Genomic DNA, 23,638 nt, shown 5'->3' on the forward strand with positions numbered 1-23,638 from the left:
CGGGCAAATCCTGGCAAGGTGGCCCCATGGTTGATCGGGGAGCGAGCGCCCTGTCCCTCCCGGACGACTGGCCCGCCCACCCGGATCCGATCCTGGCGCTCAACCGCATGGGCAGTTTCGACTGGGACCTGGACTCGGGGCAGTTCCACATGGACGCCCGGGCCCACGAGATCTTCGACCTGCGGCCCGACGAGTACGACGGCGACCCCGCGACCCTCGCCGTCCGGGTCCCGCCGGCCGAGGGCATCCGCCTGGACGAGCTGGTCGCCCAGGCCATCAAGGACGGCAGCGAGAACTACGGCGCCTACTTCCGTATGCGGTTGCGCGACGGCACCCTGCGCTGGACCCACACCCAGGGCTACATCCGGCGCGACGGGACCGGCCGGCCGCGTCGCATCGTGGGCATCGTGCGGGACGCGACCGACGAGCTCAGCCACCTGGCCGCCCGCCGCGACGAGGCGGCCCTCGACGACGCGCGTCGCGAGCAGACCAACGTCGTCCAGCTGACCACCGCGGCCCTGGCGCACGCCCGCACCGTGCGCGACGTGATCGACGTCCTCAAGGACACCCACGGCCTCACCCACCTCGGCGCGACCAGCCTCGTCATGGGGCTGGTCGAGGCCGGGCGGATCCGGCTGATCGCCGAGGGCCCGGAGGGCAGCTTCGTGCCCGGCACGCTGGTCACCCGCCTCGACGAGCCCTATCCGATGAGCGAGGTGGTGCGCACCCTCACCCCGCGCTTCATCGAGTCGCCGGAGGAGTTCGCGGGCGGCTACCCCGTGCTGTGGCCGCACCTCACCGACCTGAAGATCACCTCGGCGGCCTATCTGCCGCTCATCGTGCAGGCCCGCCCGATCGGCGCGATGGGCCTGCTCTACAGCGACCGCCGGGGCTTCACGCAGGAGGACCGCAACATACTCGTCGCCCTCGGCAGCAGCATCGCGCAGAGCATTCAGCGCGCGATGTTCTACGAGCAGGAGAAGGACATCGCGCAGGGTCTCCAGCAGGCGATGCTGCCGCGCACCATCCCCAGCGTGCAGGGCGCCGACGTCGCCGTCCGCTACCGCGCCGCCACCATCGGCGGCTCCCTCGGCCGGGACATCGGCGGCGACTGGTACGACCTGATCCCGTTGCCCGGTGGCCGGGTCGGCGCCGTCATCGGCGACGTCCAGGGCCACGACACGCACGCCGCCGCCGTCATGGGCCAGCTGCGCATCGTCCTGAAGGCCTACGCGGCGGAGGGGCACACCCCGGCCACCGTGATGGCCCGTGCCTCGGTCTTCCTGCACGAGCTCGACACCGACCGCTTCGCCACCTGTCTGTACGCGGAGGCCGACCTCTCCACGGGGGTCGTCCAGGTGGTCCGTGCCGGGCACATCGACCCCCTGCTGCGCGGCCTCGACGGGACCTGCCGGCGCGTCCCGGTGCCCGGCGGGCTGCCGCTCGGTCTGTCCGCCGAGTTCGGCAGCCTCGAGTACCCGGTCGGCACCGTGGAGCTCGACCCGGGCCACACGCTCCTGCTGTGCACCGACGGGCTGGTCGAGCAGCCCGGCACGGACCTCGACGACGGCATGCGGGCCCTCGCCGCGCTGATCGCCGCGGGACCCGCGGACGTCCGGAAACTGGCCGACCAGCTCATCGAGGTCGCCGAGGAGCGCGGTGGGGACGACGACGTGGCCCTGCTCCTGCTGCGCCGGCGCGGCCCCGACGGCCCCCAGGCCGGCAGCCGGCTCCAGCAGCATGTGGCCCCCGGTGACCCCGAGGCCCTCCGTGAGGCCCGGCACATGATCCGCGCGGCGGTCCGCACCTGGGGCGCCCGGGACCGCTCCGACGAGATCGAACTGGTCGCCGACGAACTGATCACCAACGCGCTCATGCACACCGAGGGCGCCGCGATCGTCACCCTGCGGGTGCTCACCGGAGCCGAACACCGGCTGCGCGTCGAGGTGGAGGACTCCTCCAGCGCCCTCCCACGCCGCCGTGAGGCGGGCGAGTCGGGGGTCTCCGGGCGGGGCCTGCTGCTGGTGGACCTGCTCACCGAAGCCTGGGGCGTGGAGGCGCGGGGCGGCGGCAAGTGCGTGTGGTGCGAGTTCGTGGTGGCGGAACGGACCTGAGCGCTCGGGTTGCGGATGGCACTCTGGACGTATGCCGGAACTCCCCGAGGTCGAAGCGCTCAAGGACTTCCTGGTCGAACATCTCGTCGGCCACGAGATCGTCCGCGTGCTGCCCGTCGCGGTCAGCGTGCTGAAGACGTACGACCCGCCCGTCACCGCCGTCGAGGGCCGCGAGGTCACCGCCGTACACCGGCACGGCAAGTTCCTCGACCTGGCGACCGGTGACGGTCCGCACCTCGTCACGCACCTCGCCCGTGCGGGCTGGCTGCACTGGAAGGACAGACTCCCGGACGGTCCGCCCCGCCCCGGCAAGGGCCCTTTGGCCCTGCGGGTCGCCCTGGAGACGGGGGCGGGCTTCGACCTGACGGAGGCCGGCACCCAGAAGCGGCTCGCGGTGTACGTCGTCCCCGATCCGCAGCAGGTCCCCGGCATCGCCCGGCTCGGTCCCGACCCGCTCGCCGCCGCCTTCGACGAGGCCCGCTTCGCCGCGCTCCTCGCCGGTGAGCGACGCCGGTTGAAGGGCGCCCTGCGCGACCAGAGCCTGATCGCGGGCGTCGGCAACGCCTACAGCGACGAGATCCTGCACGTGGCGAGGATGTCCCCGTTCAAGCTGGCGGCCACCCTGACGCCGGAGGAGACGCACACCCTCTACGAGGCCCTGCGCGGCACGCTCACGGAGGCGGTCGAGCGCTCACGGGGTCTGGCGGCGGGACGTCTGAAGGCCGAGAAGAAGAGCGGTCTGCGTGTCCACGGCCGCACCGGCGAACCCTGCCTTGTCTGCGGTGACACCGTCCGGGAGGTGTCCTTCAGCGATTCCTCGCTCCAGTACTGCCCCACCTGCCAGACCGGCGGCAAGCCGCTGGCGGACCGGAGGATGTCCAGACTGCTGAAGTAGTCACCAGTGGTCACGGCCCGCCAGGTGTCACCAGTGGCCGCTGCCCACCAGGTAGGCGACGAGCACGAGCAGGGCCAGCACCAGGACCGGGATCGCCATGCCCTTCGCGACCGCCGTCATGCTCCGGGTGCCGTGCGCCGCGGAGGGGGTGTCGGGCCCCCGAGGTGTCCCGAGGTCGTACCGGGCGAGCGCGCAGGCGACGAGCGCCGCGGCGGCGGTGATCAGGGCGACGGTGAGCGGCGGGAGCGCTCCCTGCTCGTGCACGCGCTCCTCGATGCTGCCCGTCGGCCCGTCGCCGCTGCGGTCGAAGACGGCCGCCACGGCCGCCTGGAGGGCCACGATCACCGTGATGACCGCGGTGACGGCGAGAGCGAGGGCGGCGCCGGCCAGGGCCCGGGCACGCCGCCCCCGGGGCGCGGGGCGGTCGCCGGTCCGCGCCCCGTCGGTCTGTCGCGCGGCCGTCCGGTGCGGGCCCGCGTGGCCGGTGCGGGTGTCGTCCGCGGCTGCCCGGGGCCGGCGTGAGCGCGGCGGCTTCATCGCTCTCGTGGGGTCCCCCGACGGCCCGACGACCACCGTGTCCCGGTCGTGGGGCGATCCCTCCGGGGGGTCGGTGGCGTCCGTTCGGGGGGTGTCGTGCGCCGGGACCACCAGCGCCTCGACGTGGATCACCGCCTCGTCGGCCACCCCCTTCAGCGCGATGTCACCGGACAGGCGCCCTTCCGCGGTGGTGGCGGCGACGCGAACCCGCAGACCGTTCGGCGTCGGTTCGACGCGCAGCCACGACTGCGCGGGCTGCGCCACACAGTGACGGGCCAGCGGTGGGCCGCCCATGGTCACGGCCTGCTCGGGAGGGGTCGAACCCCGGACCACCGGGCCGAAGTCCAGGTGGTCGGGGGACGGCGACAGGCGGATGTCGCGCAGGGCGCGGGACGCCTCGTCGGCGATCTGCCGGATGTCGTTGCGCGCGACCTCCTCCAGGGCCTGGCGTGCACCCTCCGCGAGCGGCACGGACTCGTTGTGCAGCCGGGAGCGCAGCTCCAGCACGGCGCCCTGCCGGGTGAAGGCGTTGTCGCTGTTGACGGCGGCCAGCAGGGAGGGCGGCGAAGCGATCGCGGCGATCTTGATGCGCCCGCGTCGGCTGTGGGCCAGATGCAGTTCCCCCTGCATCTCCACCGTCTTGCTCGGCGTCTGGTGGGGGTTCTGCTCCTGTACGTGCTCGAAGACGTAGTCGTACAGGTCGTCCAGGGAGACCTCGCCGTCCGCGTCGAGGTCGGCCTCGCCGGTCTCCAGGCCCTCGACCACCGCGTGGGTGAACACCGAGGGGCGCGGAGCGGAGTTCTCGGCGAGTTCGTCGCCCTCGAAGGCGAACTCCATCGAGTTGGACGCCGTGATGACGGCCCAGCCGCGCCCGCCGGGCGGCTTGTCGCTCGTGAAGGACTCCAGGACGTCGACGTCCCCGGAAGCGCGCACGGACGACGAGCCCCGGGAGAAGGCGCCGCCGTAGCAGCAGTCGAGGAACAGGACCGTCCGGCCGGCCCGGGTATGGGACATGCACCCGCGGACGAAGTGGGCGGGGATGGCCGTGGCGTCCAGCAGCCGGGGCTCGGTGTCGCTGGCGGCGAAGTACAGCTCGCCGGACTCGCTCTTCAGACCGTGGCAGGAGAAGTGCAGCACGAGGGTGTCGTCGCGACGGCGGTCGTTGAAGAAGCCCTGGATGCGGCGGCGCATGGCGTCGGCCGACGCGTTGCGCACGACGTCCACCTCGAAGTCGCCGATCTGCGGGTCGTGCAACACCCCGGCGAGGGCCGTGGCGTCCTGGGCGGGTGCCTTGAGCTTCTTGAGCCCCTGGTCGGCGTAGCGGTCGTTGGCGATGATCAGCGCATGTCTGGCGTCCGTCATGGCTCGGCTCCCGCCGTCGAATGACGTCGGACGAAGAGGTCGAAGGCCTCCGTGACCTGTTCGTCGGTAGCCTCGGATATCTCCAGCACGTCGTCGTCCAGCGTCAGGCGCAGCGAGGGGCGGGAGTCCCGGCAGCGTCCGCGCCACTCACGGAGCGCCCTCAGCACCTGGCTGAGCCCGGTGACCGCGCTGCCCAGGCTCACCAGCAGCGCTCCGACCGCGGCCACCTCCACGACCCGGGCCCCGGGCGGGGCCGGCTCGCCGGGCACCGACCGCACGTCGTCCACGTCGAGTTGGAGCAGTTCCTCGCGCAGATAGCCGGTGAGTTCCGCGATGTCCTCGGGGTCCGCGCCGTCCTCGGTGACGAGGATGCGCAAGGTGTTGTCCACCGGGTCAGCCCCTTTTCGGTCGTACGCGCAGGGGCGGCGCGGAGTCGGACCGTCGGTGGCTCCGCGTCCTGTTCTCACCTCATTTTCCGCCGACGGCCACCCCGTCGCAAATCACATGGAAAGTATCAACTTCTACTATTTTGGGGCGGAAACGGAGCCGGAAGCCCCGTACTGTGCCCGACCCGTCCGGACCATGCCCGTGCCGCGTCCGGCTGTCGTGCCCGGACCCGGTCCCGCCGACCGCTGTCGAAGTGACCTGAACTCACTCCGGTGCGGCGTCAGCGGGCCTCGAGCGTCACCAGGTGCTCCCCGGCCGACGTGCGCAGCTCGTAGCGGGCGATCTCGTCGGGATGCCAGGCCGCGGCGCCCTGCATGGTGTTGGGGCGGGCGTCGTGCTTGGGGACGTTCCAGCTGGTGACCGTCTGCTCGGAGCCGTCGAGGCCGACGGCGATCAGCCGGCAGGCGCGGGGGCCCGCCCCGTCCTTGACCTCGAGCTCCACATGGCTGCCCCACGCCTCGTTCTCGGTGGTGACCTGCGCCCACACCCCGGACTTCTCGTCCGTCGCGGTGACCCGTACGGCGCTCTCGCCCTCGCCGCTCGCGGTGCCCGCCATCATCGCGATCACGGGACCGGCCAGGGCGACCACCACCGAGGCGGCCACGGCGTACAGCACCCGTCGGCGCACGGCCCGGTGGCGCGCCGCCACCTCGGCGAGCAGCCGGTCCAGCAGCTGCGGGCCGGGCCCGGCGAAGGGGTGCACGGCGCGCGGGGTGGCGCGCCGGTAGAGCATCATCTGCCGTGCGGTGGGGCCGAACTCGGTGACCTGCGCCGCACACTGAGGACACTCCATGAGGTGGTCCTCGAAGCGGAAGGCTTCCGCTTCGTCCAGCACGCCGAGCGCGTACGCGCCGACGTCGCGATGCCTTTCCAGGGACCTCATGCCGAAACCTCGTGCCTTTGAGTGCCAGTGGGGTTACTCCTTGCTCCCACCGGTACGCACCCGGCCGCCGAATCACTCAAGCCACGTACCGAATCGTGACCCAGATGTTCGGAGCGGTCCGGCCCGCGGATTGGTGCGAATCTAAAAAAGATGAATCGCCAGGTGGCCGAGGGGCAGTCCGAGCTGCCAGGCGGGTGTCCAGACCTTGGGTCCCTCGTCCTCGCCGACCACCGGCGCACCGCCGGGAACCGCGTTGAGATCGGGAGCGAGCAGCTCCGTCTCCTCCAGCCAGCGCCAGGCGGCGGCCGCCAGGTCGAGATCGGGAGCCGGTCCGTCCGACCCCGCTGCCTCGGCCCTCAGTTGAGACATACGTTCGTCGACCCAGTCCTGCCACGGCTGGTCGTACGCCGTGAGCGAAAGCCACGTCTCCAGCTGAGTGACGACCCGGATGCCGGGCAGTTCGCCGTCGGTGTCGGACAGGAAGATGGTGAGCGCGAGGGCGTCGCGCCCGGCGCGGAACTCGAAGGACGTCGGCGGCATGAGATCGCCGGTCCGCAGCAGTTCGTCGGCGATGTACTCGGCATACAACCAGGCCATGGGGACGGTCAGTTCACCGCCGCCGGTGCCGTCCGTGCTCTGGTGACCTCTGTGCAGCATCCCTTCCTGCCTTCCTCCGGTGCTTGCGCTCGCCCGTTGCCGGGGCGCTGGGGACCCGGTCACCGGGCTCCATCCGGAACACGGATAAGGACACCCGATTACCCCAAGGGGGTCCTCGGCAAGGCGCTTTACGGAGGCTTGACCCAGTCGTGGGTTTCAGCGCAGGTCGGCCGCGTATCCCGGAAGCACCCGACGCAGGGCGCGCAGCGCGTAGTACGCGCGGGACTTCACGGTACCGGGCGGAATTCCGAGGGCTTCGGCGGCCTCCGCCACACTGGCCCCCTGGAAATACACCAGCACCAGGACTTCACGGTGCTCCGGAGTGAGTGTCTTCACAGCCTCGCGCACGTCGAGGGTGGCGGCCGCCCGCTCGGCGTGGTCGGCGCAGACGGGTGACGCGTTCTCCAGCACCGCGTCCCCGACCTCCGCGGGCCGCGCCTGCCGGGCCCGCCGCGCGTCGATCGCGAGCCGCCGGCCGACGGTGAGCAGCCAGGGCCGTACGGAGTCGAAGGTGTCGGCGCGCAGGGCCCCGGGATTCTGCCAGGCGCGTACCAGGGTCTCCTGGACGAGGTCCTCGGCGCGCTGGCGGTCGCCGTCGCACAGCCTCAGCAGCAGCGCGAAGAGCGGCCGGCCGTGCTCGCGCTGGAGTGCGGCGAGCTCGTGCTCGGCGGTCGTCGTCCGGGCGGTGAGGGTGGTTCCGGCGGTCATGGGCGTATGGCACCGCAGTGCGCCGGTTCGGGACAGTGCACGCACACGGATCTGCGGCGGACGGTCGATCGCGTCGACGAACGGTTCGACGAACGGTCCGGGCTACGCCGATCGCGGGCATCGGCCCTGGACGAAGGGAGTGCCGGGGCGGACGGCCGTCCCTCATGGCTTAGTACTGATACATGGGTAAATATGACAATTCATGGGAAGTGGGGTGACCCGGTGATCGCCCGCAGACACCAGGTGGCCCTGGCCCTGACGGCCCTCCTCGCCGCGGCCGCCGCCTGCCAGGCCCGGGACCACGGGCCGGCCGAGCGGCCCGGCCGCCCGGCCCCGGCCGCCGCCCGCGGCTTCACGCTCGTAGCCTCCGGCGACATCCTCCCGCACACCACCGTCATCGACCGCGCCCGCTTCGACGCCGGGGGCACCGGCTACGACTTCCGCCCCATGCTCGCGGGCGTCAAACCCGTCGTCTCCGGCGCCGATCTGGCGCTGTGTCACATGGAGACCGTGTACGGCGCGAACGGCGTCTACACCGGCTACCCGGACTTCAAGTCCCCGCCGGAGATCGCCGGGGCCCTGGCCGCCACCGGCTACGACGGCTGCTCGACCGCCTCCAACCACAGCCTCGACGACGGCGCCGCGGGCGTACAGCGCACCCTCGACGCGCTCGACGCCGCCGGTGTACGGCACGCGGGCACCGCCCGCACCGAGGCCGAGGGCAACTCGGTCACGCTGCTGCGCGCGGGCCCGGCGAAGGTCGCCCACCTCGCCTACACCTACGACACCAACGCTCACCCCGTCCCGCCGGGGCAGCCCTGGACCGTCAACCTGCTCGACGAGAACCGGATCCTCGCCGACGCCAAGGCCGCCCGGAAGGCGGGCGCCGACGTGGTCGTCGTCTCCGTGCACTGGGGCACCGAATGGCAGGACGCGCCCGACGACCGCCAGCTCACGCTCGCCCGCACCCTCACGGCCTCCCGCACGGGCGGCCGCCCCGACATCGACCTGATCCTCGGGACGCACGCCCACGTCCCGCAGGCCTACGAGAAGGTCAACGGCACCTGGGTCGTCTTCGGGCTGGGCGACCAGATCGCGGGCGAGATGTTCAACCACCAGGGCGTCCGGGACGCGCGCGGAAACCAGTCCACCGTCGCCCGCTTCACCTTCGCCCCGCCCGCCCGGCCCGGCGGCCGCTGGGAGGTGCGCAAGGCCGCGTTCGTACCGCTGCTGTTCGACATCGACGCCGGCCGGGTGGTCGACCTGAACAAGGCCCTCGCCCAGGGCGCGGGCGTCGAAGGGGTACGCGACCGGATCGGCGCGGTCGTCCTCGGCCGGGGCGCGGCGAAGGACGGGCTGGTGATGGGGAAGTGAGCCGGCCGTAGGCCGGGGTGGCCGGGGGCTACGGCACCACCGTCACCGGCCACCGCCCCGCCTTCACCAGCCGCACCGCGACGGACCCCACGATCCGGTGGCCGGCCTGCTCGGAGGCGCCCACCACCACCGCGTCCGCCTTGAGCTGGTCCGCCGCCTTCACCAGGCCGCCGTAGGGGTCGCCGCGGAAGGTGTGGAACTCCCAGCGCACGTCGAATATCCCCCGGGTGCGCTCGGTGGCCTCCCGGATCTGCGCGACGAGGTCCTCGGCGATCTCGTCGGTCGTCTCCGCGACCGGCACCCCGAGCGCCGCGCCCGCCACCAGCACCGGCTGCACGTACACCACGGCGAGCAGCGCGTGCTGGCGACGGGCCAGGCCGCCGGCGTAGGCCGCGGCCCGTAGGGAGGAGTCGGAGCCGTCCACCCCGACGAGGATGACCTTGGGTCCGTCCGTGCCCCGCTCGAACTGGTGCGCGGGCTGCTGCGAGTGCTGTTCCGTCACGGCCAGAGGCTATCGGAAGCCGCAGGTCCGGCCGGTGCGCGGGCTGCCCGACGGGCGGCAGGGGCCGGGTGTTCCTGGAGTCGGCACATGAGTGCCACCGTGCGGACCGCCACGGCCGCGGACACCCCGGGCCCGGCACGGCGGTCCGCCGGGCGGGTCCTCGGCCGGGTGCCCGAAGGCTTCGCTTCCTCCTCGGCCTCTTCGGCGCCGCCGCCCTCCTGAACCCCGCCGCCACCCTCCGGCGCAAACTCCGGGGCAACCGCGACGCCAAGGGCGGGCCGCGGCCACGGCCGCCTTCGGCTCGCCGGTCGCCCGCAAGGACGGCAGCACCGTACCGACCCGCGGCTCGCCGAACGCTGGGACCTCGTCGCCCTCGGCACCGAACTCGGCACCGTCTACTCCGAGTTGACCGAACCGGTTGAGCAAACGCCGCCGTCTCACCGAGCAGTCCCTGCCCGCCGCCGGCAAAGACCCCCAGGCGATGGAACTCGACGAGGACTTCCTCGACGCCCTCGAGTACACGATGCACCCGACCGGCGGCCTCGGCATCGGCGTCGACCGCCTGGTCATGTTCCTCACCGGCCTCACGATCCGCGAGACCCTGCCGTTCCCCCTGGTACGACACCGCTGACCGGCCCCCTTCGACTGTTCGGACCGACCGTGACTGCGCCGGGCGGGTGGAATCGTGCCGCCGGTCCGGTGTCGCTGTGGTGGGTCGGGGGCCTGCCGGGCGACTGATGACTGCATGAAGAAGGATCAGTTGTTCACGCGCCGCCGGGCGTTGCTCGCCGGCGCCGCCGCCGTCGGAGCGGCCGGCACGGCCGGAGTGTTCCTGTGGGGTGAGGACGGCAAGCCGGTCCGGGCCGCCGCCCCCGCCGCGGGAGCCCCGGCGCAGAGCCTGCCGCTGAAGCCCTCCGCCTACCGCCTCCAGCCGCTGACCGGCTACGGCCCCCCGCGCACCGCCCCCGGCCGCACCCCCGTGCGCCACGAACCGCTGCTGAGGATGACCGGCCGCGGCCGCACCATGGTGCTGACCTTCGACGACGGACCCGACCCCCGCTACACCCCCGGCATCCTCGACACCCTGGCCCACTACGACGTGCGCGCGATGTTCTTCGTGTGCGGGGAGATGGCCGCCGACAACCAGGATCTGCTCGGACGGATGGCCGACGAGGGCCATGTCGTCGGCAACCACACCTGGTCGCACCCCCTGCTGACCAGCCTCACCCGCCGTCAGATCCGCTCCGAGATGTCCCGCACCAGCGACGTCATCGAGGAGGGCTACGGGGAGCCGCCCCGCTGGTTCCGCGCCCCCTACGGCGCCTGGAACCGTGCCGCCTTCCAGCTCGGCGCCGAACTGGGCATGGAGCCGCTCGCCTGGACGGTCGACACCCTCGACTGGACCGCCCCCGCCGCCGGCACCATCGTCCAGCGGGTCGAGAAGGGAGCCGCCCCCGGCGTCGTGGTGCTCTCGCACGACGCCGGGGGCGACCGCTCGCAGAGCGTGCGGGCCCTGCGCGGCTATCTGCCGCAGCTGCTGGACTCCGGGTACCACATCACCGTCCCGCACCGGCGGTACACCTGACGCGAGCCCCCCGCCCGCCCGGCCGGTGTCCGCTCAGCGGACCTCGGCCAGGCGGGCGAAGGCGACCACGTTCCCGTCGTATCCGTTCGCCTTGGAGAAACCGCCGCCGCAGGTGATGACCCGCAGTTCGGGGGAGCCCTTGGAGGCGTACACGCGGTCGCCGGGGAAGTTGTTCTTCTCGAAGACCTCGATGCCGTAGATCTCGAAGACCGCCGTCTTTCCGTCCCCTCGCGACACCTCGACGCGATTTCCCTTCTTCAGGGCCCCGAGACCGTAGAACACGGCGGGGCCCAGTTTGTTGTCGACATGGCCGACGACGACCGCGGTCCCCTTTTCGCCGGGCGAGACGCCACCGGTGAACCAGCCGGCCAGATTCGGGTCCTCCGGCGGCGGCGCGCCGACCCAGCCGTCCGCGTCCAGGCCGACCGACGTGACCGGCGCGTCCACCCGGATGGCGGGGATCCGCACCCGGTCCGGCACGGCGTACGGCAGCGCTGCCGGGATCCGGCCGAAGGCACCGGCGGTGCGGCCGTCCGCGGCCGCCGCCGAGGCGGGCTGCGGCGGGCCGATGTCGAACTCTCCCGACCCGTTCCGGATGAGCGCGAGACCGGTCAGCAGAACAAGCGCTATCACGCCCCATGGGGCGCGCTTTCGCCGCCGCTCCTCCTCTTCCGCCACCTCGGACAGCTCGTACGCAGACATTCGCCATCCCCTTTCGACGCGGCCGTCACCGCGTCCCTTCGCGCATACGAGAACGCTAAGTCCCCGGGCGGGAACCGGCGACGGGGCAGCGGCGAACGGGTGGCCCGACGCCTTTCGGTGAGCCATCCGAGTTGCCGGCGCAAGGAATTTTCTGACGGTCCGTGACCTGCGGCAATATCCGATTGTGTGCATTTCGCTCGGCGTGTCCTCTCACCAGGACGGACCATTCCCGAAATGCGGGCGCGTGCACGGCATCTGAGGGTCGTTCCGGGAGGTGCTTTCTCGCCGACATGCCGGGGACGGGCCCCGGGGCGCCTTCCGCGGAGGATCACATGCGCATCACTCGTATTCTGGCGGCCTCGGTGGTCTCGGCCGCCGCGGTCGCCTCGCTCGGCGTCAGCGCCCCGGCCGCCGTCGCACGCGACGGCATGGGCGCCAATCCGAGCAACATCGTGGCCCTGCCCGCCGTCATCGCCCGCGGGGGCCAGATGACGGTCACCGTCGACGGCTGCCCCGGCGGCGGCACCATGACCTCGGCGGCGTTCCCGCAGGCCAACCTGACGCCGATCAACGGCGCCAACCAGACCGCCAAGGGGACGGCGACCATCAACGACAACGCCCGGCCCGGCACCTACGACATCACCGTCAACTGCTCGGGACGGAGCCTGACCCGCCCGGCCGCCTTCACCGTCATCGGCGGTGTCCGCGGCGGTCTCGGCGGCAGCACCACCACCGGCGCCACCCCGACCGACATGGCCATCGGCGGCGGTCTCGTCGCGGCGGCCCTGGTCGGGGGTGGTCTGTTCTGGATGCGCCGCCGCGCCGAGCGCCGCGTCTGAGGCCCGCCCCGAAGGGGATCGCACGTCGCACGTGAGGCAGGCCTTCGCCCCGGTCCCGCTTGGGATCCGGGGCGAAGGCCTGTTTCACGGCGGGAGCCGTCGGCGGTGAGCCGTCAGTCGCCGTCCCCGGCGGTGCGGCGCCGGGAGAAGTAGTACGCGGCGCCGACCGAGCCCACGATGAGCGCGGCGCCCAGGGCGATCTCCTCGAGGTCGAACCCGGCGAGGGTGCCGCCCTCACCGGCCTGCACGCCCCGCGGGAGCGGATAGGGCACGGTGGGATCGAGCGGACGGCCGCCGGCGATCGTCAACTCCTTGACGGCGCTGATGCCGCCGCAGGCGAACGTCACCCGGTACGAGGCGCCCGCCCTGGCGTCCCGGTCGACCGTGACCACCGCGGACGACGACCCCCGGGGGATGACGACCGCGTCGAACACGCCCGAGGAGACCGTCACGGAGTTCCGGCAGCCACTGGCGTTGCGGTCCACCTGGACGGTGACCTGCCCGCCCGCCGCGATCGTCGAGGGCAGCACGCTGTAGCCGTTGGACATGACGTAGTGGTTGTCGTCGTCGCTCGCGACGGCGGCCGGTGCGGAGAAGGTCAGGGCGGTGACGCCCAGCAGTGCGGCCGAAGCGACGCGTATCGCGTGCATGGTGGATCCTCCGGTCCCCGAGGAGCAGCTGCGGACCTTTTTCCGCTTGCGTCAAAAATGCACCTCGATGACCGAAACGCTAGGAACATGTGTGCGCTCCCGCGATCGCAGTCGCGCGAATGGGGCAAGCGTGTGGGCCGCCCAGGGGACACCGCTGCGGCAACCGGGGGACGGTCACGGCGTGGCGGCCGTCTTGCGCCGCCGTCCCCCGGTCGCGGGAACGTGAGGTGAGCGGACGTCAGCCCGCGACGCCGGGGAACAGATGGAGGAACGGTTCCGCCGACGCGGTGATGCCCCGGCTGTAGGGCGCGTCGAAGTCCCAGATGAGGAAGAGCAGAAAGGCGATCAGCGCGGAGAACAGCCCGGCCAGCACCAGTTCGCGGGCGGTACGCCGGATCTGCAGCGCGAACACCATGCCGATGGTGATGGCGGCCCCGGCCAGCAGCCCGAACCACACCACGCCCGGCATGGTCGCCCCGGTCGACTCGGCCCGGGCGTTGCGTGCCTGGTCGGCGGCGGCCATCTGGTCGATCAGCGGCTGGTAGGCCTGCGCCTGGAAGTCGGACTTCGGCTCGTAGTCGGTGACGTCCACCCGGATCCGCCGGAGGAGTTCGTCGCCGCGCTTCGTCACCTCGCCGTCGTCGGCCATCGACTTCCACTCGGTGGTGACGACGTGTCCGACATAGGCGTTGACATCCTCCCGAATACGGTCACGGGCGTCGGCCGGGTAGACGCGTACCCGCTCCGAGATCTCGTGGAGCGCCTGCGCCTCCGCCTGGACGTGGTCCTGGGCCACGCTGCGCGCCTCCCAGACGCCGGCGATGGCCAGGCCCAGGACGATGGCGTACACCACGCCGATCCACATCGTCATGTACTCGATGACGTCCGGGGTCTCGGAGGGGTCCTCGTCCTCGGGCGCCCTGCGGTGCCGGAGGAGGGTGACGACGACCACCACCGCGCAGGCGGCGAGCATCGCGAGGGTGAGAACAAGCCATTCCGGCAAGAGATGCCTCCAGGATCGGCGCTAACGCGGTCGCAGCGCGGCGACGGCGATCACCGCGGGCACGGTGATGAGCAGGACGTAGGTGACCGGCGACCGGCCGCGGCGGACGGGCCGCTGCCGCGGCGAGGCGTGGTACGCCGGGTAGCTCACCGGGGTCGCGGAGGGGCGAGGCGTGGGCTTCGGCTCGGCGGTCGGTGCCGGCTCGGAGGCCGGAGCCGGTGGCGGGGGCGTGGGTGCCGGCCGCGGAAGCGGTGCCGCGGGGCGGGGCGGCACGGGCGCCGGCGGTTTCGGCCGCGGCCTCGGCGCCGGCGGCCCGGGCTCGGGAGGCGCTGGCGGCGGGGGCGTCGGCTTCGGGGTCGGGGTCGGCGTGGGGCTCGGCGTCGGCTCGGGCGGGGGCGGGGGCTCCGGCTTGGGCGGAGCGGGCGTCGGCGTCGGCTTCGGGCACACCGGGGGAGTCGGCCACGAGTGACTCCCCGCGACCGCCACCGCCTCGATCCCGTCCGGGCCGGTCGAGGCGTACGCGCACGCGTCGGCCGCGGCCACCCCGGCCGGGGCCGAGGCGAGGATCCAGGCCGCGGTCACCAGGGCCAGGGCCTTGGCGACGAGGGCGGAGCGGGTCGGTTCGGGTCCATGCACGACGGAGATCATGCGGCGTCTCGTACCTGCCCACGCCCACGCCGGGTGGGGATTGCCCCGAACGGGGGAAGTTCACGTCCACAGGTTTGCCGGGCGGTACGTTCGCGCGTCCGGAGCGCCGGGTGCCTGTGCGATCAGGAGGTCAGCCGGGTCCGGTGTCACAGGTCCCGGAAAGTTTTTTGTGCCGTGTTTGAACACAACGACCGTCACCATGCGTACTCAGTGCCGTGCGGCGGCGCAGCAGGGCGCTGCAACACCTTGTGACGATCGGGGAGTTGTTGACGATGAAGACCACCTGGCGGAGCGCCTCACTTGCGGCGAGTGCTGTGGCCGTGCTGGCGCTGACGACGGCGTGCGGTTCTGAGAGCGGCACGTCGTCGAGCCAGAACGTCGGGGCCACGGCTCCGGCCGGTGGCATCGCGGGCGTCGGCGTGGGCAGCGGCGTCGGTACGGGGGTCGGCTCCGGTGCGAGCGCCGGTGCGACCGCGGGGGCCGCCGCGCAGGGCACCGCGGGCGAGCTGGCCGTATCCGCGAACGGCGAACTCGGCAAGATCCTCACCGACGGCACCGGCAAGACTCTCTACCGCTTCGACGCGGACACCGCGGAACCCCCGAAGTCGAACTGTGACGGCGACTGCGCGACCGCCTGGCCGCCGGTCTCCGCCGATGACATCGCCGCGGGCGACGGCATCGACAAGTCGCTGCTGGGCGAGGTCACCCGCACCGACGGCACCAAGCAGCTGACCGTGGCCGGCTGGCCCGCCTACTACTACGCCAAGGACGCCAAGGCCGGTGACACCACCGGTCAGGGCGTGGGCAACAAGTGGTTCGCGCTCACCCCCGAGGGCAAGAAGGCCAAGTCCGGCTCGTCCGCCGAGTCCGGCACCGAGCTGGCCGGGCTGTCCGTCCGCAAGGACGCCAACCTCGGTGAGATCGTCGTCGACAAGAACGGCATGACGGTCTACCGCTTCCTCAAGGACAAGGCCTGGCCCGAGCCGGTCTCGAACTGCAACGGAGCCTGCCTCGAGAAGTGGCCGGCGGTCGCTCCGGTCGCCTTCAACGAGACCGAGGGCATCCAGGAGAAGGGCTACATGAACTTCACCCGGTCCGACGGCACCAAGCAGCAGACGATCAACTGCTCGCCGATCTACACCTTCTCCGGTGACAAGTCGCCCGGCGACATCAACGGCCAGGGCGTGGGCGGTACGTGGTACGCCGTCGCGCCGAACGGAAAGCTGGTCGGAGCGCCGGCGCAGTAGAGATCGCCTCCCCAGGGCTGATCCCGCAGCTGCCCCATCGCGCACGACCGTTGGTCCGCCCCCTCCGCGCCGCACGGAGGGGGCGGACCGTTGTGCGTTCCGTCGCGCCGGCTCCTCGTGCTTGTCCGGCCGCCGCTTCCTGTGCGTAGACTTTCGCCGCCCGGCGGACCGCTTCGGAACTCTCCGGAACGAGCCGGGCACCTCAAGTAGCCCTTCGGGGCGCGTCGAATCGGCACGTGCCGCAGGCAGTGACCGGGAACGGACGGTCAATTTCCGTTTCCACTCGCCCCTTTGGCGGGCGATCAGTAGCCTCAGCTCGAACACCGGATCGCCTACGCCTTGGAGAGATAGATGGAGCGACCCGCCTGGGCCCCTCGGAGCATCGACATCTCGGTGCCCAGCGTCTCGCGGATCTACGACCACTACCTGGGCGGCTCGCACAACTTCGAGGTCGACCGGGAAGCGGCCCGCAAGGCCATGGAGTTCCTGCCGGGACTTCCGAAGATCAGCCAGGCGAACCGGGCGTTCATGCGCCGCGCCGTGCGGTACGCGGCAGACGAGGGCGTCACCCAGTTCCTCGACATCGGCTCAGGCATCCCCACCTTCGGCAATGTGCACGAGGTCGCCCAGACGGTGAGCCCTGGCGCCCGCGTGGTCTACGTCGACCACGATCCGGTGGCCGTCGCGCACAGCGAGGCGGTGCTGGCCGGCAACGCCGACGCCGATGTCGTGGCCGCCGATCTGCGCAAGCCGCAGGAGATCCTGAGCAGTCCGCAGGTGGCGCGACTGATCGACCTGGAGCGGCCGGTGGCGCTGCTGCTCGTCGCGGTACTGCATTTCGTGGAGGACGCGGACGACCCGTTCGCGGCGGTGGCCGAGCTCACCGCGGCGCTCGCGCCCGGCAGTCTGCTCCTGCTCACCCATGCCTCGTACGAGGGAATCCCACTGCCACCCGAGCGGGCCGGGGGCGCGGTGGACGTGTACAAGGGCATCCGCAACCCGCTGATCATGCGCTCGCGCGACGAGATCGCGCGGTTCTTCGAGGGGTACGACATGGTGGAACCCGGACTGGTGCCGATGCCGCACTGGCGGCCGGACACGGCGCCGGAGGACGAGGACCCATGGGCCTTCTCCGGTTTCGCCGGCGTGGGGCGTACGGCGTGACCGCCGAGCCGGACGGGCCGGAGGACAGACTGCGGCGGTTCGCGACGATCTGGAGCCGGTCGGTGTTCCCGGTGACCTCGACCTCGCTGACCCGGTCCGAACTGGAGGAGCAACTCCTGCCGCTGGCGCGCCGGTTGCGTGGCGCACTGCTGGAGCGCGCCCTCGACGCCGACACGGGCAAGGCGGTCGGCGCCGCCCTCGTCGACGCGCACTGCACCGACCCCGAGGCGCTCAGCCGCTCCCTCGACTGCGTCGACGCCTATCTGGTGCTCTACTGCGGCGAGGACGGCCCCCGGGAGGATCTGCGGGCCCGCGCCGCCAGGCTCCAGCACGCCATGGCGGCCGGCTACGCGCAGGCGCTGCGCGAGCGCACGCTCGCCGAACAGGAGGCCATCGCCCAGGCCGCGCTGCGGGCCCAGGGCGTGGTCGCGCAGGCGCTGCACGCGAGCGAGGCCCGCTTCCGCGCGGTCTTCGAGGGGGCCGCGATAGGAATCGGCATCGCCGACCTGGAAGGCAACGTCCTCCAGGTCAACGGGGCGATGCTGCGCATGTTCGGCGGCTCGGAGCAGACCCTGCGCCGCCGTAAGGTCCAGGACCTGACCCATCCCGAGGACGCGCCCCAGACCTGGAAGCTGTACGACGAGCTGGTCCGCGGCGAACGGGAGCACTACCACACCGAGAAGGCGTTCAGCCGCCCCGACGGAACGGCCCTGTGGACCAACCTGACGGTCTCCCTGCTACGGGACGCGGACGGCGAACCGCAGTACTCGCTGGCCCTGATGGAGGACACCACCGAGCGCCGGCTGCTCAACCTGCGGCTGCGCTACGAGGCCACCCACGACGCGCTCACCGGCCTGCCCAACCGCACCCTGTTCTTCGAACGCCTGGAGAAGGCGCTCGGCGCCGGCCCGGGGCAGCGCTTCGGTCTGTGCTACCTCGACCTGGACGGCTTCAAGACCATCAACGACAGTCTCGGGCACGCGGCCGGCGACCGGCTGCTGGTCGAGGTCGCCGACCGGCTCCAGTCCTGCGCCACCGCGCCCGGCGAGATGGTCGCGCGCCTCGGTGGCGACGAGTTCGTGGCGCTGACCACCGGCCCCGACACCCGCCGCGAGGTCGACGACCTGGCCGCGCGCATCATGAACGCCCTGATCGCGCCGGTGCGCATCGACGGCCGGGAGCTGACCGTGCGCGGCAGCATCGGCATCGTCGAGGGGCCGGCGGGGGAGCGCAGCGCGGCGGAGGTGCTGCGCAGCGCCGACATCACCATGTACCGGGCCAAGTCGGCGGGCGGCAACCGCTTCGAGCTCGCCGACCCGGAGGCCGACGCCCGCGCGATCACCCGCCACGGCCTGACCACCGCGCTGCCGGCGGCCCTCGACCGCGGCGAGTTCTTCATCGAGTACCAGCCGCTCGTCCACCTCGGCGACGGCAGTGTGCGCGGCGCGGAGGCCCTGGTGCGCTGGCTGCATCCGCAGCACGGGGTGCTCGGTCCCGACCGGTTCATCCCGCTCGCCGAGCACACCGGGCTGATCGTGCCGCTGGGCCGCTGGGTCCTGGAGGAGTCGGTCCGCCAGGTAGGCGAGTGGCGGGAGCGGGGCGGCGACACGGATCCCCTCCGGATCAACGTCAACCTCTCCCCGTGCCAGCTCACCCATCCCGGTCTGGTGCAGGACACCGTCGACATCCTGGAGCGCGCGGGTGTCGCACCGCAGGCCCTGTGCCTGGAGGTGACGGAGTCGGCGTTGATCGGCGCCGACGACGACCTGCTCAAGCCGCTGCGCCGGCTCGCCGAGATGGGCGTCGACATCGCGCTGGACGACTTCGGCACCGGCTACTCCAACCTGGCCAACCTGCGGCGGCTCCCGGTGAGCGTGCTCAAGCTGGACCGCTCCTTCACCCAGGGCATGCAGCAGTTCCCGGCGGACCCCGTCGACCTCAAGATCGTCGAGGGGATCGTCTCGCTCGCCCACAGCCTGAACCTCGCGGTCACGGTGGAGGGCGTGGAGACCGGCGCGCAGGCCGAGCAGCTGCGGATACTGGGCTGCGACACGGCCCAGGGCTGGTACTACGCCCGCCCGGGCCCGCCGGACCGGCTCCACCAGCTGGCCCTGGTGGACGCGACGGGGTGAGCGGACAACCGGGTCGACAACCGGGTCCACAACCCGGGCGCGGGAGCGCGTGGGTCACCCACGAAGACGGACAGGTGACCCACGCACGGGACGGGGACGACGACGCGTACCGTGACGCGAGCGACGACGTGAACGAGGGCGCGGAGGACGGCGTGGACGGCGGCTCGGAGGGCGGCTCGGACGGGGGCGTGGAGGGCGGCTTGGACGAGGTGATCGCCGGTGAGCTGGCCCTGATGGACCCCGCCGTGCGTGCCTCCCGGGCCCTCTTCGAGCGGCTGCTCGACCCCGAGTTCGTCGAGGTCGGCTCCTCGGGCCGCCGCTACACGTACGAGGACATGCCGGCCTGGCTGCCCGAGCACTCGGGCGGTTCGCGGGGCGGCCCCCGCTACCGGCCGTCGGCCATCGAGGGCGTCCTCCTGGCGCCCGGCCTGATCCACCTCACCTACGAGACGGACTTCGACGGCCTGCACGCCCGGCGCAGTTCGCTGTGGCGCAAGCGCAGCGAGGAGACGGGCTGGCGGATGTACTACCACCAGGGGACCCCGGTGCCGCCCGAGGCCGCGTAGCGTCAGCCCGCCTCGCGCTCGCGTTCGCGGGCCTCCTCGGCCACGGAGACGGCGGCCCGCACCAGCGCCGCCGTGGCCGGTGAGCGGGACTGCTGCGGCCACGCGACGGCCAGGACGGCAGGAGGCGCGTCCAGGACCGGGCGGTAGACGACGCCCGGCCGGGGATAGCGGTCGGCGACGGACGCGGGCAGCAGGGCGACGACCTCGCCGAGGCCCACCAGCGTGAGGAGCTGGGCGAGGTCCTGGCCCCGGCCGCGGACCTCGTCGATGTAGCGGTGCGCCTCGTCCGGGCGCAGCCCCAGGTCGGCGAGGCACAACGCGACCCGGGCGGCGAGCGGATGACTCACGGCGAGGGCGGCGACGCGCGGCTCGGCGGCCAGGTCCTCCGTGTCCAGGCCGGTGCGGTCGTACGGCTCGTAGACCAGGGCCACATCGGCCTCGCCCCGGCACAGCAGCCGGGACTGCTCGTGCCAGGCGCACAGCCGGACGGCGACCGGCACCGCCGCGGGGTCGGACGCGTACCGGGCGAGGATCCCCTCCAGCAGTCCGGCGTCCCCGTCGGCCTTCACCGCCAGTGCCAGCTTCGGCTCGGGGGCGGCGGCCCGCCGGGCCCGTCGCCCCGCGGCCTCCAGCGCGGTCAGCGCGAACCGGGCCTCCACCAGCAGGACTTCGCCCGCCGGGGTCAGTGACACGCTGTGCGTGGTCCGCTCGAACAGGACCGCCCCCAGCTCCGTCTCCAACTGGCGGATCGCCCGGGACAGCGGCGGCGGCGAGATGCCCAGCCGGTCGGCGGCGCGGGCGAAGTTGAGCTCCTCGGCGACGGCGACGAAGTAGCGCAGCGGGCGGGACTCCATGGGCGGCCCTCCGATCGGTATTGCCCTGAGGGTAACAACCGCGATCCGATCGGTCCTTCAGTTCCGACGCGCGGGGCAGCAGGCTCGACGCGTACCGACCACCGCGATCTCCGGAGCAGTTCATGATCGTCATCACCACTCCCACCGGCCAGATCGGCCGCGAGGTCCTGGCCCGTGTGCTCGACGCCGGCAACGGCGCGCCACCGGTCCGGGTGATCGTCCGCGACCCCGCCAGGCTCTCCCCGCGGACCCGCGAACGCGTCGAGGTCGTCCAGGGGTCCCACGCCGACCCCGCAGTCCTGAAGGAGGCGTGCGAGGGCGCCGACCGGATCTTCTGGCTGGTGCCCCCGACGCCCGGGGCGGACAGCGTCGAGGGCCACTTCCGTGCCTTCACCGAGCCGCTGTGCGAGGTGATCGAGGGGCAGGGCGTCGAGCGGGTCGTGGCCGTCTCGACCCTGGGCCGGGGCGTCGCCGAGAACGCCGGGCAGATCTCGGCGTCGCTGGCCATGGACGAGGCGATCGCCGCCACGGGCGTGCACTACCGGGCGCTGTGTCCACCGTCGCTGATGGAGAACCTGCTCCGCCAGACGGCCTCGATCCGCGCCGAGGGTGTGTGGTCGGAGGCGCTCGCGCCGGATCGCGTGGTGCGCACCTGCGCCGTCCGGGACGTCGCCGCCGAGGCGGCCCGGCTGGTCCTGGACGACTCCTGGACCGCATACGAGGACGTTCCGCTGGTGGGCCCCGACGCCCTCACCCCCGAGGGCATGGCCCGGGTCGTCTCCGAGGTGCTGGACCGGCCCGTACGGGTCCGGCGGATCACCGTCGCCGAGCTGAAGACGAGGCTGACGGGCTTCGGCGCCACCGAGGCCTGGGCGCAGGGCGTGGCCGACATGATGCACGCCCAGAACACCCAGGGCTTCTACGGCGCCACCCGGCCCAGCACCCCCGACACCGCACCCACGAGCTTCCGCCAGTGGTGCGAGGAGGTACTGAAGCCGGCCGCTCACGGCTGACACCGCCGGGCAGTCGCCGCCTCGCCGGCGCAGCCTCGCGGGTGAGGGGCCGGGCGTGGGCGCTGCTCAGCGTTCCAGCAGCATCCGCTGGAGTTCCCGGGCCGCCCTCGGCGGAGCCACATCGCTGCGGTGTGCGAGGGCGATCGCGCGGTGCAGGCCGGGACGGGCGAGCGGGGTGACCCGCAGTCCCCGGCCCGAGCGGGCGGCCACCATCCGGGGGACGACGGCCACCCCCAGCCCGGCCCGGACGAACCCGAGCACCGCGTCCATCTCCCCGCCCTCCACCGCGAAGTCCGGCTCGAACCCCTCGGCCCGGCATGCGGCCACGGTCAGTTCCCGCAGGTCGTAGCCGTGCCGGAACATCACCAGACGCTCGCCCTCCAGGTCGGCGATCCGTACGGTCCGCCGCCCGTTCCCCGGCCGGGAGGCCTCCGGGGAGGACACCACCACCAGGTCCTCGCGCAGCAGTTCCACGGTCGTCAGGGCCGGGGACGGCGTCGGCAGGGGCAGGACGACCAGGGCGAGGTCGAGGGCGCCGCGGGCCAGCTCCCGGACGAGGTCGTGCGAGCCGCCCTCCTCGATCAGCAGCCGGATCCCCGGATAGCGGTCGTGGAAGGCGCGCAGCACGTCCGGCAGCAGACCCGTGCACAGGCTCGGCGTCGCCCCGAGCCGCACCCGCCCGCTGCGCAGCTGCACCAGCTCCTGCACCTCGTACCGGGCGGTCTCCGTGTCCGCGAGGATCCGCCGCGCCAGCGGCAGCAGCGCCTCGCCCGCGTCGGTGAGCGTGATGTTGCCGCGCGCCCGCAGGAACAGATCCGCCCCCAACTCCCTTTCCAGCGCCTTGATCTGCTGCGACAGTGAGGGCTGCGCGACATGCACGAGCTCGGCGGCCCGGGTGAAGTGCCGGGTCTCGGCGACCGCCACGAAGTACTGGAGCTGCTGGAACTGCATGCCCCCAGCCTACGTCGGCGATAGCCGCGGACTATGGAATCGAGGCGGACCATGTCTTGGACCGATGGGGTGGTCCGGCCCTAGCGTCTTGACCCATGGCTCTGGCAACGCGGACGGACCGACGGCCGTCCATGGCGCGCACCGTGTGGGACTCCTCCGTCGGCAAGAAGACGGTGATGGCGGTCAGCGGCATGATCATGCTGCTGTACCTGGTCGTCCACGTCATCGGCAATCTGAAGATCTTCTTCGGCGCGGAGGAGTTCAACCACTACGCCCACTGGCTGCGCACCATGGGCGAACCGTTCATGCACTACGAGTGGGCGCTCTGGCTCGTGCGCGTCGTGCTGGTCGTCGCGGTGGTCGCGCACGCCGTCTCCGCGTACCAGCTCAGCCGCCGCGACATCAGGGCGCGGCCCGGCAAGTACGTGCACAAGAAGGCACGGGCGAGCTACGCCACCCGCACCATGCGCTGGGGCGGCATCATCCTGGCCCTGTTCATCGTGTGGCACATCCTCGACCTGACCACCGGCACCGTGCACAGCGGCGGCTTCCAGGAGGGCCACCCGTACCAGAACGTCGTGGACACCTTCTCCACCTGGTACGGCAACGTCATCTACATCGTGGCGATGCTCGCCGTCGGGCTGCACGTCCGGCACGGTTTCTGGAGCGCCGCCCAGACCCTCGGCGTCGGCAGCCGCACCCGCGACCGCGCCCTCAGGACCGTCGCCGACGTCCTCGCGCTGCTGCTCACGGCCGGCTTCCTCGCCGTACCCGTGGGCGTCATGACCGGAGTGGTGAGCTGAAC

At 72.4% G+C, this 23,638-nt stretch carries 23 protein-coding genes and 1 pseudogene; 12 read left to right on the forward strand and 12 right to left on the reverse strand.

Annotation, left to right across the window (positions count from 1 at the left end):
* The first annotated feature begins 26 nt into the window (after nucleotides 1–26).
* Together QQM72_RS06890 and QQM72_RS06895 are read left to right on the forward strand one after the other, a co-directional pair.
* Nucleotides 27–2,114 (forward strand): SpoIIE family protein phosphatase, encoded by a 2,088-nt coding sequence (locus tag QQM72_RS06890; protein WP_314219883.1) that lies wholly within the window; start codon nucleotides 27–29, stop codon nucleotides 2,112–2,114.
* A 31-nt stretch (nucleotides 2,115–2,145) separates the two neighbouring features.
* Nucleotides 2,146–3,009, forward strand: coding sequence for an Fpg/Nei family DNA glycosylase (locus tag QQM72_RS06895; protein ID WP_314219884.1), 864 nt, complete (start codon nucleotides 2,146–2,148; stop codon nucleotides 3,007–3,009).
* Nucleotides 3,010–3,036: 27 nt separating this feature from the next.
* Here the strand turns inward: QQM72_RS06895 and QQM72_RS06900 are convergent, their stop codons facing one another.
* From QQM72_RS06900 to QQM72_RS06920, 5 genes are all read right to left on the reverse strand, one after another.
* Nucleotides 3,037–4,908 (reverse strand): caspase family protein, encoded by a 1,872-nt coding sequence (locus QQM72_RS06900; RefSeq protein WP_314219885.1) that lies wholly within the window; start codon nucleotides 4,906–4,908, stop codon nucleotides 3,037–3,039.
* Nucleotides 4,905–5,297: a hypothetical protein gene (locus QQM72_RS06905; RefSeq protein ID WP_314219886.1), complete on the reverse strand. Its 393-nt coding sequence runs from the start codon at nucleotides 5,295–5,297 to the stop codon at nucleotides 4,905–4,907. The genes QQM72_RS06900 and QQM72_RS06905 overlap by 4 nt, the downstream gene beginning before the upstream one ends.
* 278 nt (nucleotides 5,298–5,575) lie before the next feature.
* Nucleotides 5,576–6,238, reverse strand: coding sequence for a zf-HC2 domain-containing protein (locus QQM72_RS06910; protein ID WP_314219887.1), 663 nt, complete (start codon nucleotides 6,236–6,238; stop codon nucleotides 5,576–5,578).
* A gap of 141 nt (nucleotides 6,239–6,379) precedes the next feature.
* A complete protein-coding gene (locus QQM72_RS06915; RefSeq protein WP_314219888.1) occupies nucleotides 6,380–6,895 on the reverse strand; it encodes a hypothetical protein in 516 nt (171 codons plus the stop codon).
* Between the two features lie 156 nt (nucleotides 6,896–7,051).
* Nucleotides 7,052–7,603 (reverse strand): sigma-70 family RNA polymerase sigma factor, encoded by a 552-nt coding sequence (locus tag QQM72_RS06920; protein WP_314219889.1) that lies wholly within the window; start codon nucleotides 7,601–7,603, stop codon nucleotides 7,052–7,054.
* 222 nt (nucleotides 7,604–7,825) lie between these two features.
* Here QQM72_RS06920 and QQM72_RS06925 point away from each other — a divergent pair, with 222 nt between their 5' ends.
* A complete protein-coding gene (locus QQM72_RS06925) occupies nucleotides 7,826–8,977 on the forward strand; it encodes a CapA family protein (protein WP_314220146.1) in 1,152 nt (383 codons plus the stop codon).
* Nucleotides 8,978–9,005: 28 nt separating this feature from the next.
* Here the strand turns inward: QQM72_RS06925 and QQM72_RS06930 are convergent, their stop codons facing one another.
* Entirely contained in the window at nucleotides 9,006–9,479 is a 474-nt protein-coding gene (locus QQM72_RS06930) for a universal stress protein (RefSeq protein WP_314219890.1), read from the reverse strand.
* Nucleotides 9,480–9,791: 312 nt separating this feature from the next.
* Between QQM72_RS06930 and QQM72_RS06935 the strand changes: the two are divergent.
* Nucleotides 9,792–10,110 (forward strand): annotated as a pseudogene (locus QQM72_RS06935) (amino acid--tRNA ligase-related protein); the annotation flags it as partial.
* Nucleotides 10,111–10,224: 114 nt separating this feature from the next.
* Nucleotides 10,225–11,064 carry a polysaccharide deacetylase family protein gene (locus QQM72_RS06940; RefSeq protein ID WP_314219891.1) on the forward strand — a complete coding sequence of 280 codons (840 nt, stop codon included), beginning with the start codon at nucleotides 10,225–10,227 and terminating at the stop codon, nucleotides 11,062–11,064.
* Between the two features lie 33 nt (nucleotides 11,065–11,097).
* On the opposite strand, the gene QQM72_RS06945 is transcribed toward QQM72_RS06940, so the two are convergent.
* A complete protein-coding gene (locus QQM72_RS06945) occupies nucleotides 11,098–11,766 on the reverse strand; it encodes a class F sortase (RefSeq protein ID WP_314219892.1) in 669 nt (222 codons plus the stop codon).
* Between the two features lie 332 nt (nucleotides 11,767–12,098).
* Between QQM72_RS06945 and QQM72_RS06950 the strand changes: the two genes are divergently transcribed.
* Nucleotides 12,099–12,605: a hypothetical protein gene (locus QQM72_RS06950; RefSeq protein WP_314219893.1), complete on the forward strand. Its 507-nt coding sequence runs from the start codon at nucleotides 12,099–12,101 to the stop codon at nucleotides 12,603–12,605.
* A gap of 113 nt (nucleotides 12,606–12,718) precedes the next feature.
* Here the strand turns inward: QQM72_RS06950 and QQM72_RS06955 are convergent, their stop codons facing one another.
* From QQM72_RS06955 to QQM72_RS06965, 3 genes are all read right to left on the reverse strand, one after another.
* Nucleotides 12,719–13,255 carry a hypothetical protein gene (locus QQM72_RS06955; protein WP_314219894.1) on the reverse strand — a complete coding sequence of 179 codons (537 nt, stop codon included), beginning with the start codon at nucleotides 13,253–13,255 and terminating at the stop codon, nucleotides 12,719–12,721.
* A 238-nt stretch (nucleotides 13,256–13,493) separates the two neighbouring features.
* Nucleotides 13,494–14,258 (reverse strand): bestrophin-like domain, encoded by a 765-nt coding sequence (locus QQM72_RS06960; RefSeq protein ID WP_314219895.1) that lies wholly within the window; start codon nucleotides 14,256–14,258, stop codon nucleotides 13,494–13,496.
* A gap of 21 nt (nucleotides 14,259–14,279) precedes the next feature.
* Complete coding sequence (locus QQM72_RS06965) at nucleotides 14,280–14,894, reverse strand: hypothetical protein (RefSeq protein WP_314219896.1); 615 nt, start codon at nucleotides 14,892–14,894, stop codon at nucleotides 14,280–14,282.
* 284 nt (nucleotides 14,895–15,178) lie between these two features.
* Between QQM72_RS06965 and QQM72_RS06970 the strand changes: the two genes are divergently transcribed.
* The 4 genes from QQM72_RS06970 to QQM72_RS06985 all read left to right on the forward strand — a co-directional run bounded on the left by QQM72_RS06970 (nucleotide 15,179) and on the right by QQM72_RS06985 (nucleotide 20,015).
* Entirely contained in the window at nucleotides 15,179–16,153 is a 975-nt protein-coding gene (locus QQM72_RS06970) for an SCO0930 family lipoprotein (protein WP_314219897.1), read from the forward strand.
* A 351-nt stretch (nucleotides 16,154–16,504) separates the two neighbouring features.
* Nucleotides 16,505–17,317 carry an SAM-dependent methyltransferase gene (locus tag QQM72_RS06975; protein ID WP_314219898.1) on the forward strand — a complete coding sequence of 271 codons (813 nt, stop codon included), beginning with the start codon at nucleotides 16,505–16,507 and terminating at the stop codon, nucleotides 17,315–17,317.
* A complete protein-coding gene (locus QQM72_RS06980; RefSeq protein ID WP_314219899.1) occupies nucleotides 17,314–19,449 on the forward strand; it encodes a putative bifunctional diguanylate cyclase/phosphodiesterase in 2,136 nt (711 codons plus the stop codon). The genes QQM72_RS06975 and QQM72_RS06980 overlap by 4 nt, the downstream gene beginning before the upstream one ends.
* Nucleotides 19,450–19,682: 233 nt before the next feature.
* Nucleotides 19,683–20,015 (forward strand): nuclear transport factor 2 family protein, encoded by a 333-nt coding sequence (locus QQM72_RS06985; protein WP_314220147.1) that lies wholly within the window; start codon nucleotides 19,683–19,685, stop codon nucleotides 20,013–20,015.
* 2 nt (nucleotides 20,016–20,017) lie between these two features.
* On the opposite strand, the gene QQM72_RS06990 is transcribed toward QQM72_RS06985, so the two are convergent.
* Nucleotides 20,018–20,869, reverse strand: coding sequence for a LysR family transcriptional regulator (locus QQM72_RS06990; RefSeq protein ID WP_314219900.1), 852 nt, complete (start codon nucleotides 20,867–20,869; stop codon nucleotides 20,018–20,020).
* A 122-nt stretch (nucleotides 20,870–20,991) separates the two neighbouring features.
* Here QQM72_RS06990 and QQM72_RS06995 point away from each other — a divergent pair, with 122 nt between their 5' ends.
* Complete coding sequence (locus tag QQM72_RS06995) at nucleotides 20,992–21,882, forward strand: NAD(P)H-binding protein (protein ID WP_314219901.1); 891 nt, start codon at nucleotides 20,992–20,994, stop codon at nucleotides 21,880–21,882.
* A 66-nt stretch (nucleotides 21,883–21,948) separates the two neighbouring features.
* Here QQM72_RS06995 and QQM72_RS07000 read toward each other — a convergent pair whose 3' ends face one another.
* Nucleotides 21,949–22,833, reverse strand: a complete 885-nt coding sequence (locus QQM72_RS07000; RefSeq protein WP_267023204.1) for a LysR family transcriptional regulator — start codon at nucleotides 22,831–22,833, stop codon at nucleotides 21,949–21,951.
* Between the two features lie 131 nt (nucleotides 22,834–22,964).
* Here QQM72_RS07000 and QQM72_RS07005 point away from each other — a divergent pair, with 131 nt between their 5' ends.
* A complete protein-coding gene (locus QQM72_RS07005; RefSeq protein ID WP_314220148.1) occupies nucleotides 22,965–23,636 on the forward strand; it encodes a succinate dehydrogenase in 672 nt (223 codons plus the stop codon).
* Nucleotides 23,637–23,638 lie beyond the last annotated feature (2 nt).

This window comes from Streptomyces zaehneri, assembly GCF_032248645.1.
Classification (GTDB): Bacteria; Actinomycetota; Actinomycetes; order Streptomycetales; family Streptomycetaceae; genus Streptomyces; species Streptomyces coriariae.

Bases quoted from the DNA above. Each gene is read 5' to 3' on its own strand.
- QQM72_RS06890 (WP_314219883.1), top strand. From the start codon at position 27: ATGGTTGATCGGGGAGCGAGCGCCCTGTCCCTCCCGGACGACTGGCCC.
- QQM72_RS06895 (WP_314219884.1), top strand. From the start codon at position 2,146: ATGCCGGAACTCCCCGAGGTCGAAGCGCTCAAGGACTTCCTGGTCGAA.
- QQM72_RS06900 (WP_314219885.1), bottom strand. From the start codon at position 4,908: ATGACGGACGCCAGACATGCGCTGATCATCGCCAACGACCGCTACGCC.
- QQM72_RS06910 (WP_314219887.1), bottom strand. From the start codon at position 6,238: ATGAGGTCCCTGGAAAGGCATCGCGACGTCGGCGCGTACGCGCTCGGC.
- QQM72_RS06915 (WP_314219888.1), bottom strand. From the start codon at position 6,895: ATGCTGCACAGAGGTCACCAGAGCACGGACGGCACCGGCGGCGGTGAA.
- QQM72_RS06920 (WP_314219889.1), bottom strand. From the start codon at position 7,603: ATGACCGCCGGAACCACCCTCACCGCCCGGACGACGACCGCCGAGCAC.
- QQM72_RS06940 (WP_314219891.1), top strand. From the start codon at position 10,225: ATGAAGAAGGATCAGTTGTTCACGCGCCGCCGGGCGTTGCTCGCCGGC.
- QQM72_RS06945 (WP_314219892.1), bottom strand. From the start codon at position 11,766: ATGTCTGCGTACGAGCTGTCCGAGGTGGCGGAAGAGGAGGAGCGGCGG.
- QQM72_RS06950 (WP_314219893.1), top strand. From the start codon at position 12,099: ATGCGCATCACTCGTATTCTGGCGGCCTCGGTGGTCTCGGCCGCCGCG.
- QQM72_RS06955 (WP_314219894.1), bottom strand. From the start codon at position 13,255: ATGCACGCGATACGCGTCGCTTCGGCCGCACTGCTGGGCGTCACCGCC.
- QQM72_RS06970 (WP_314219897.1), top strand. From the start codon at position 15,179: ATGAAGACCACCTGGCGGAGCGCCTCACTTGCGGCGAGTGCTGTGGCC.
- QQM72_RS06975 (WP_314219898.1), top strand. From the start codon at position 16,505: ATGGAGCGACCCGCCTGGGCCCCTCGGAGCATCGACATCTCGGTGCCC.
- QQM72_RS06985 (WP_314220147.1), top strand. From the start codon at position 19,683: ATGGACCCCGCCGTGCGTGCCTCCCGGGCCCTCTTCGAGCGGCTGCTC.
- QQM72_RS06990 (WP_314219900.1), bottom strand. From the start codon at position 20,869: ATGGAGTCCCGCCCGCTGCGCTACTTCGTCGCCGTCGCCGAGGAGCTC.
- QQM72_RS06995 (WP_314219901.1), top strand. From the start codon at position 20,992: ATGATCGTCATCACCACTCCCACCGGCCAGATCGGCCGCGAGGTCCTG.
- QQM72_RS07000 (WP_267023204.1), bottom strand. From the start codon at position 22,833: ATGCAGTTCCAGCAGCTCCAGTACTTCGTGGCGGTCGCCGAGACCCGG.
- QQM72_RS07005 (WP_314220148.1), top strand. From the start codon at position 22,965: ATGGCGCGCACCGTGTGGGACTCCTCCGTCGGCAAGAAGACGGTGATG.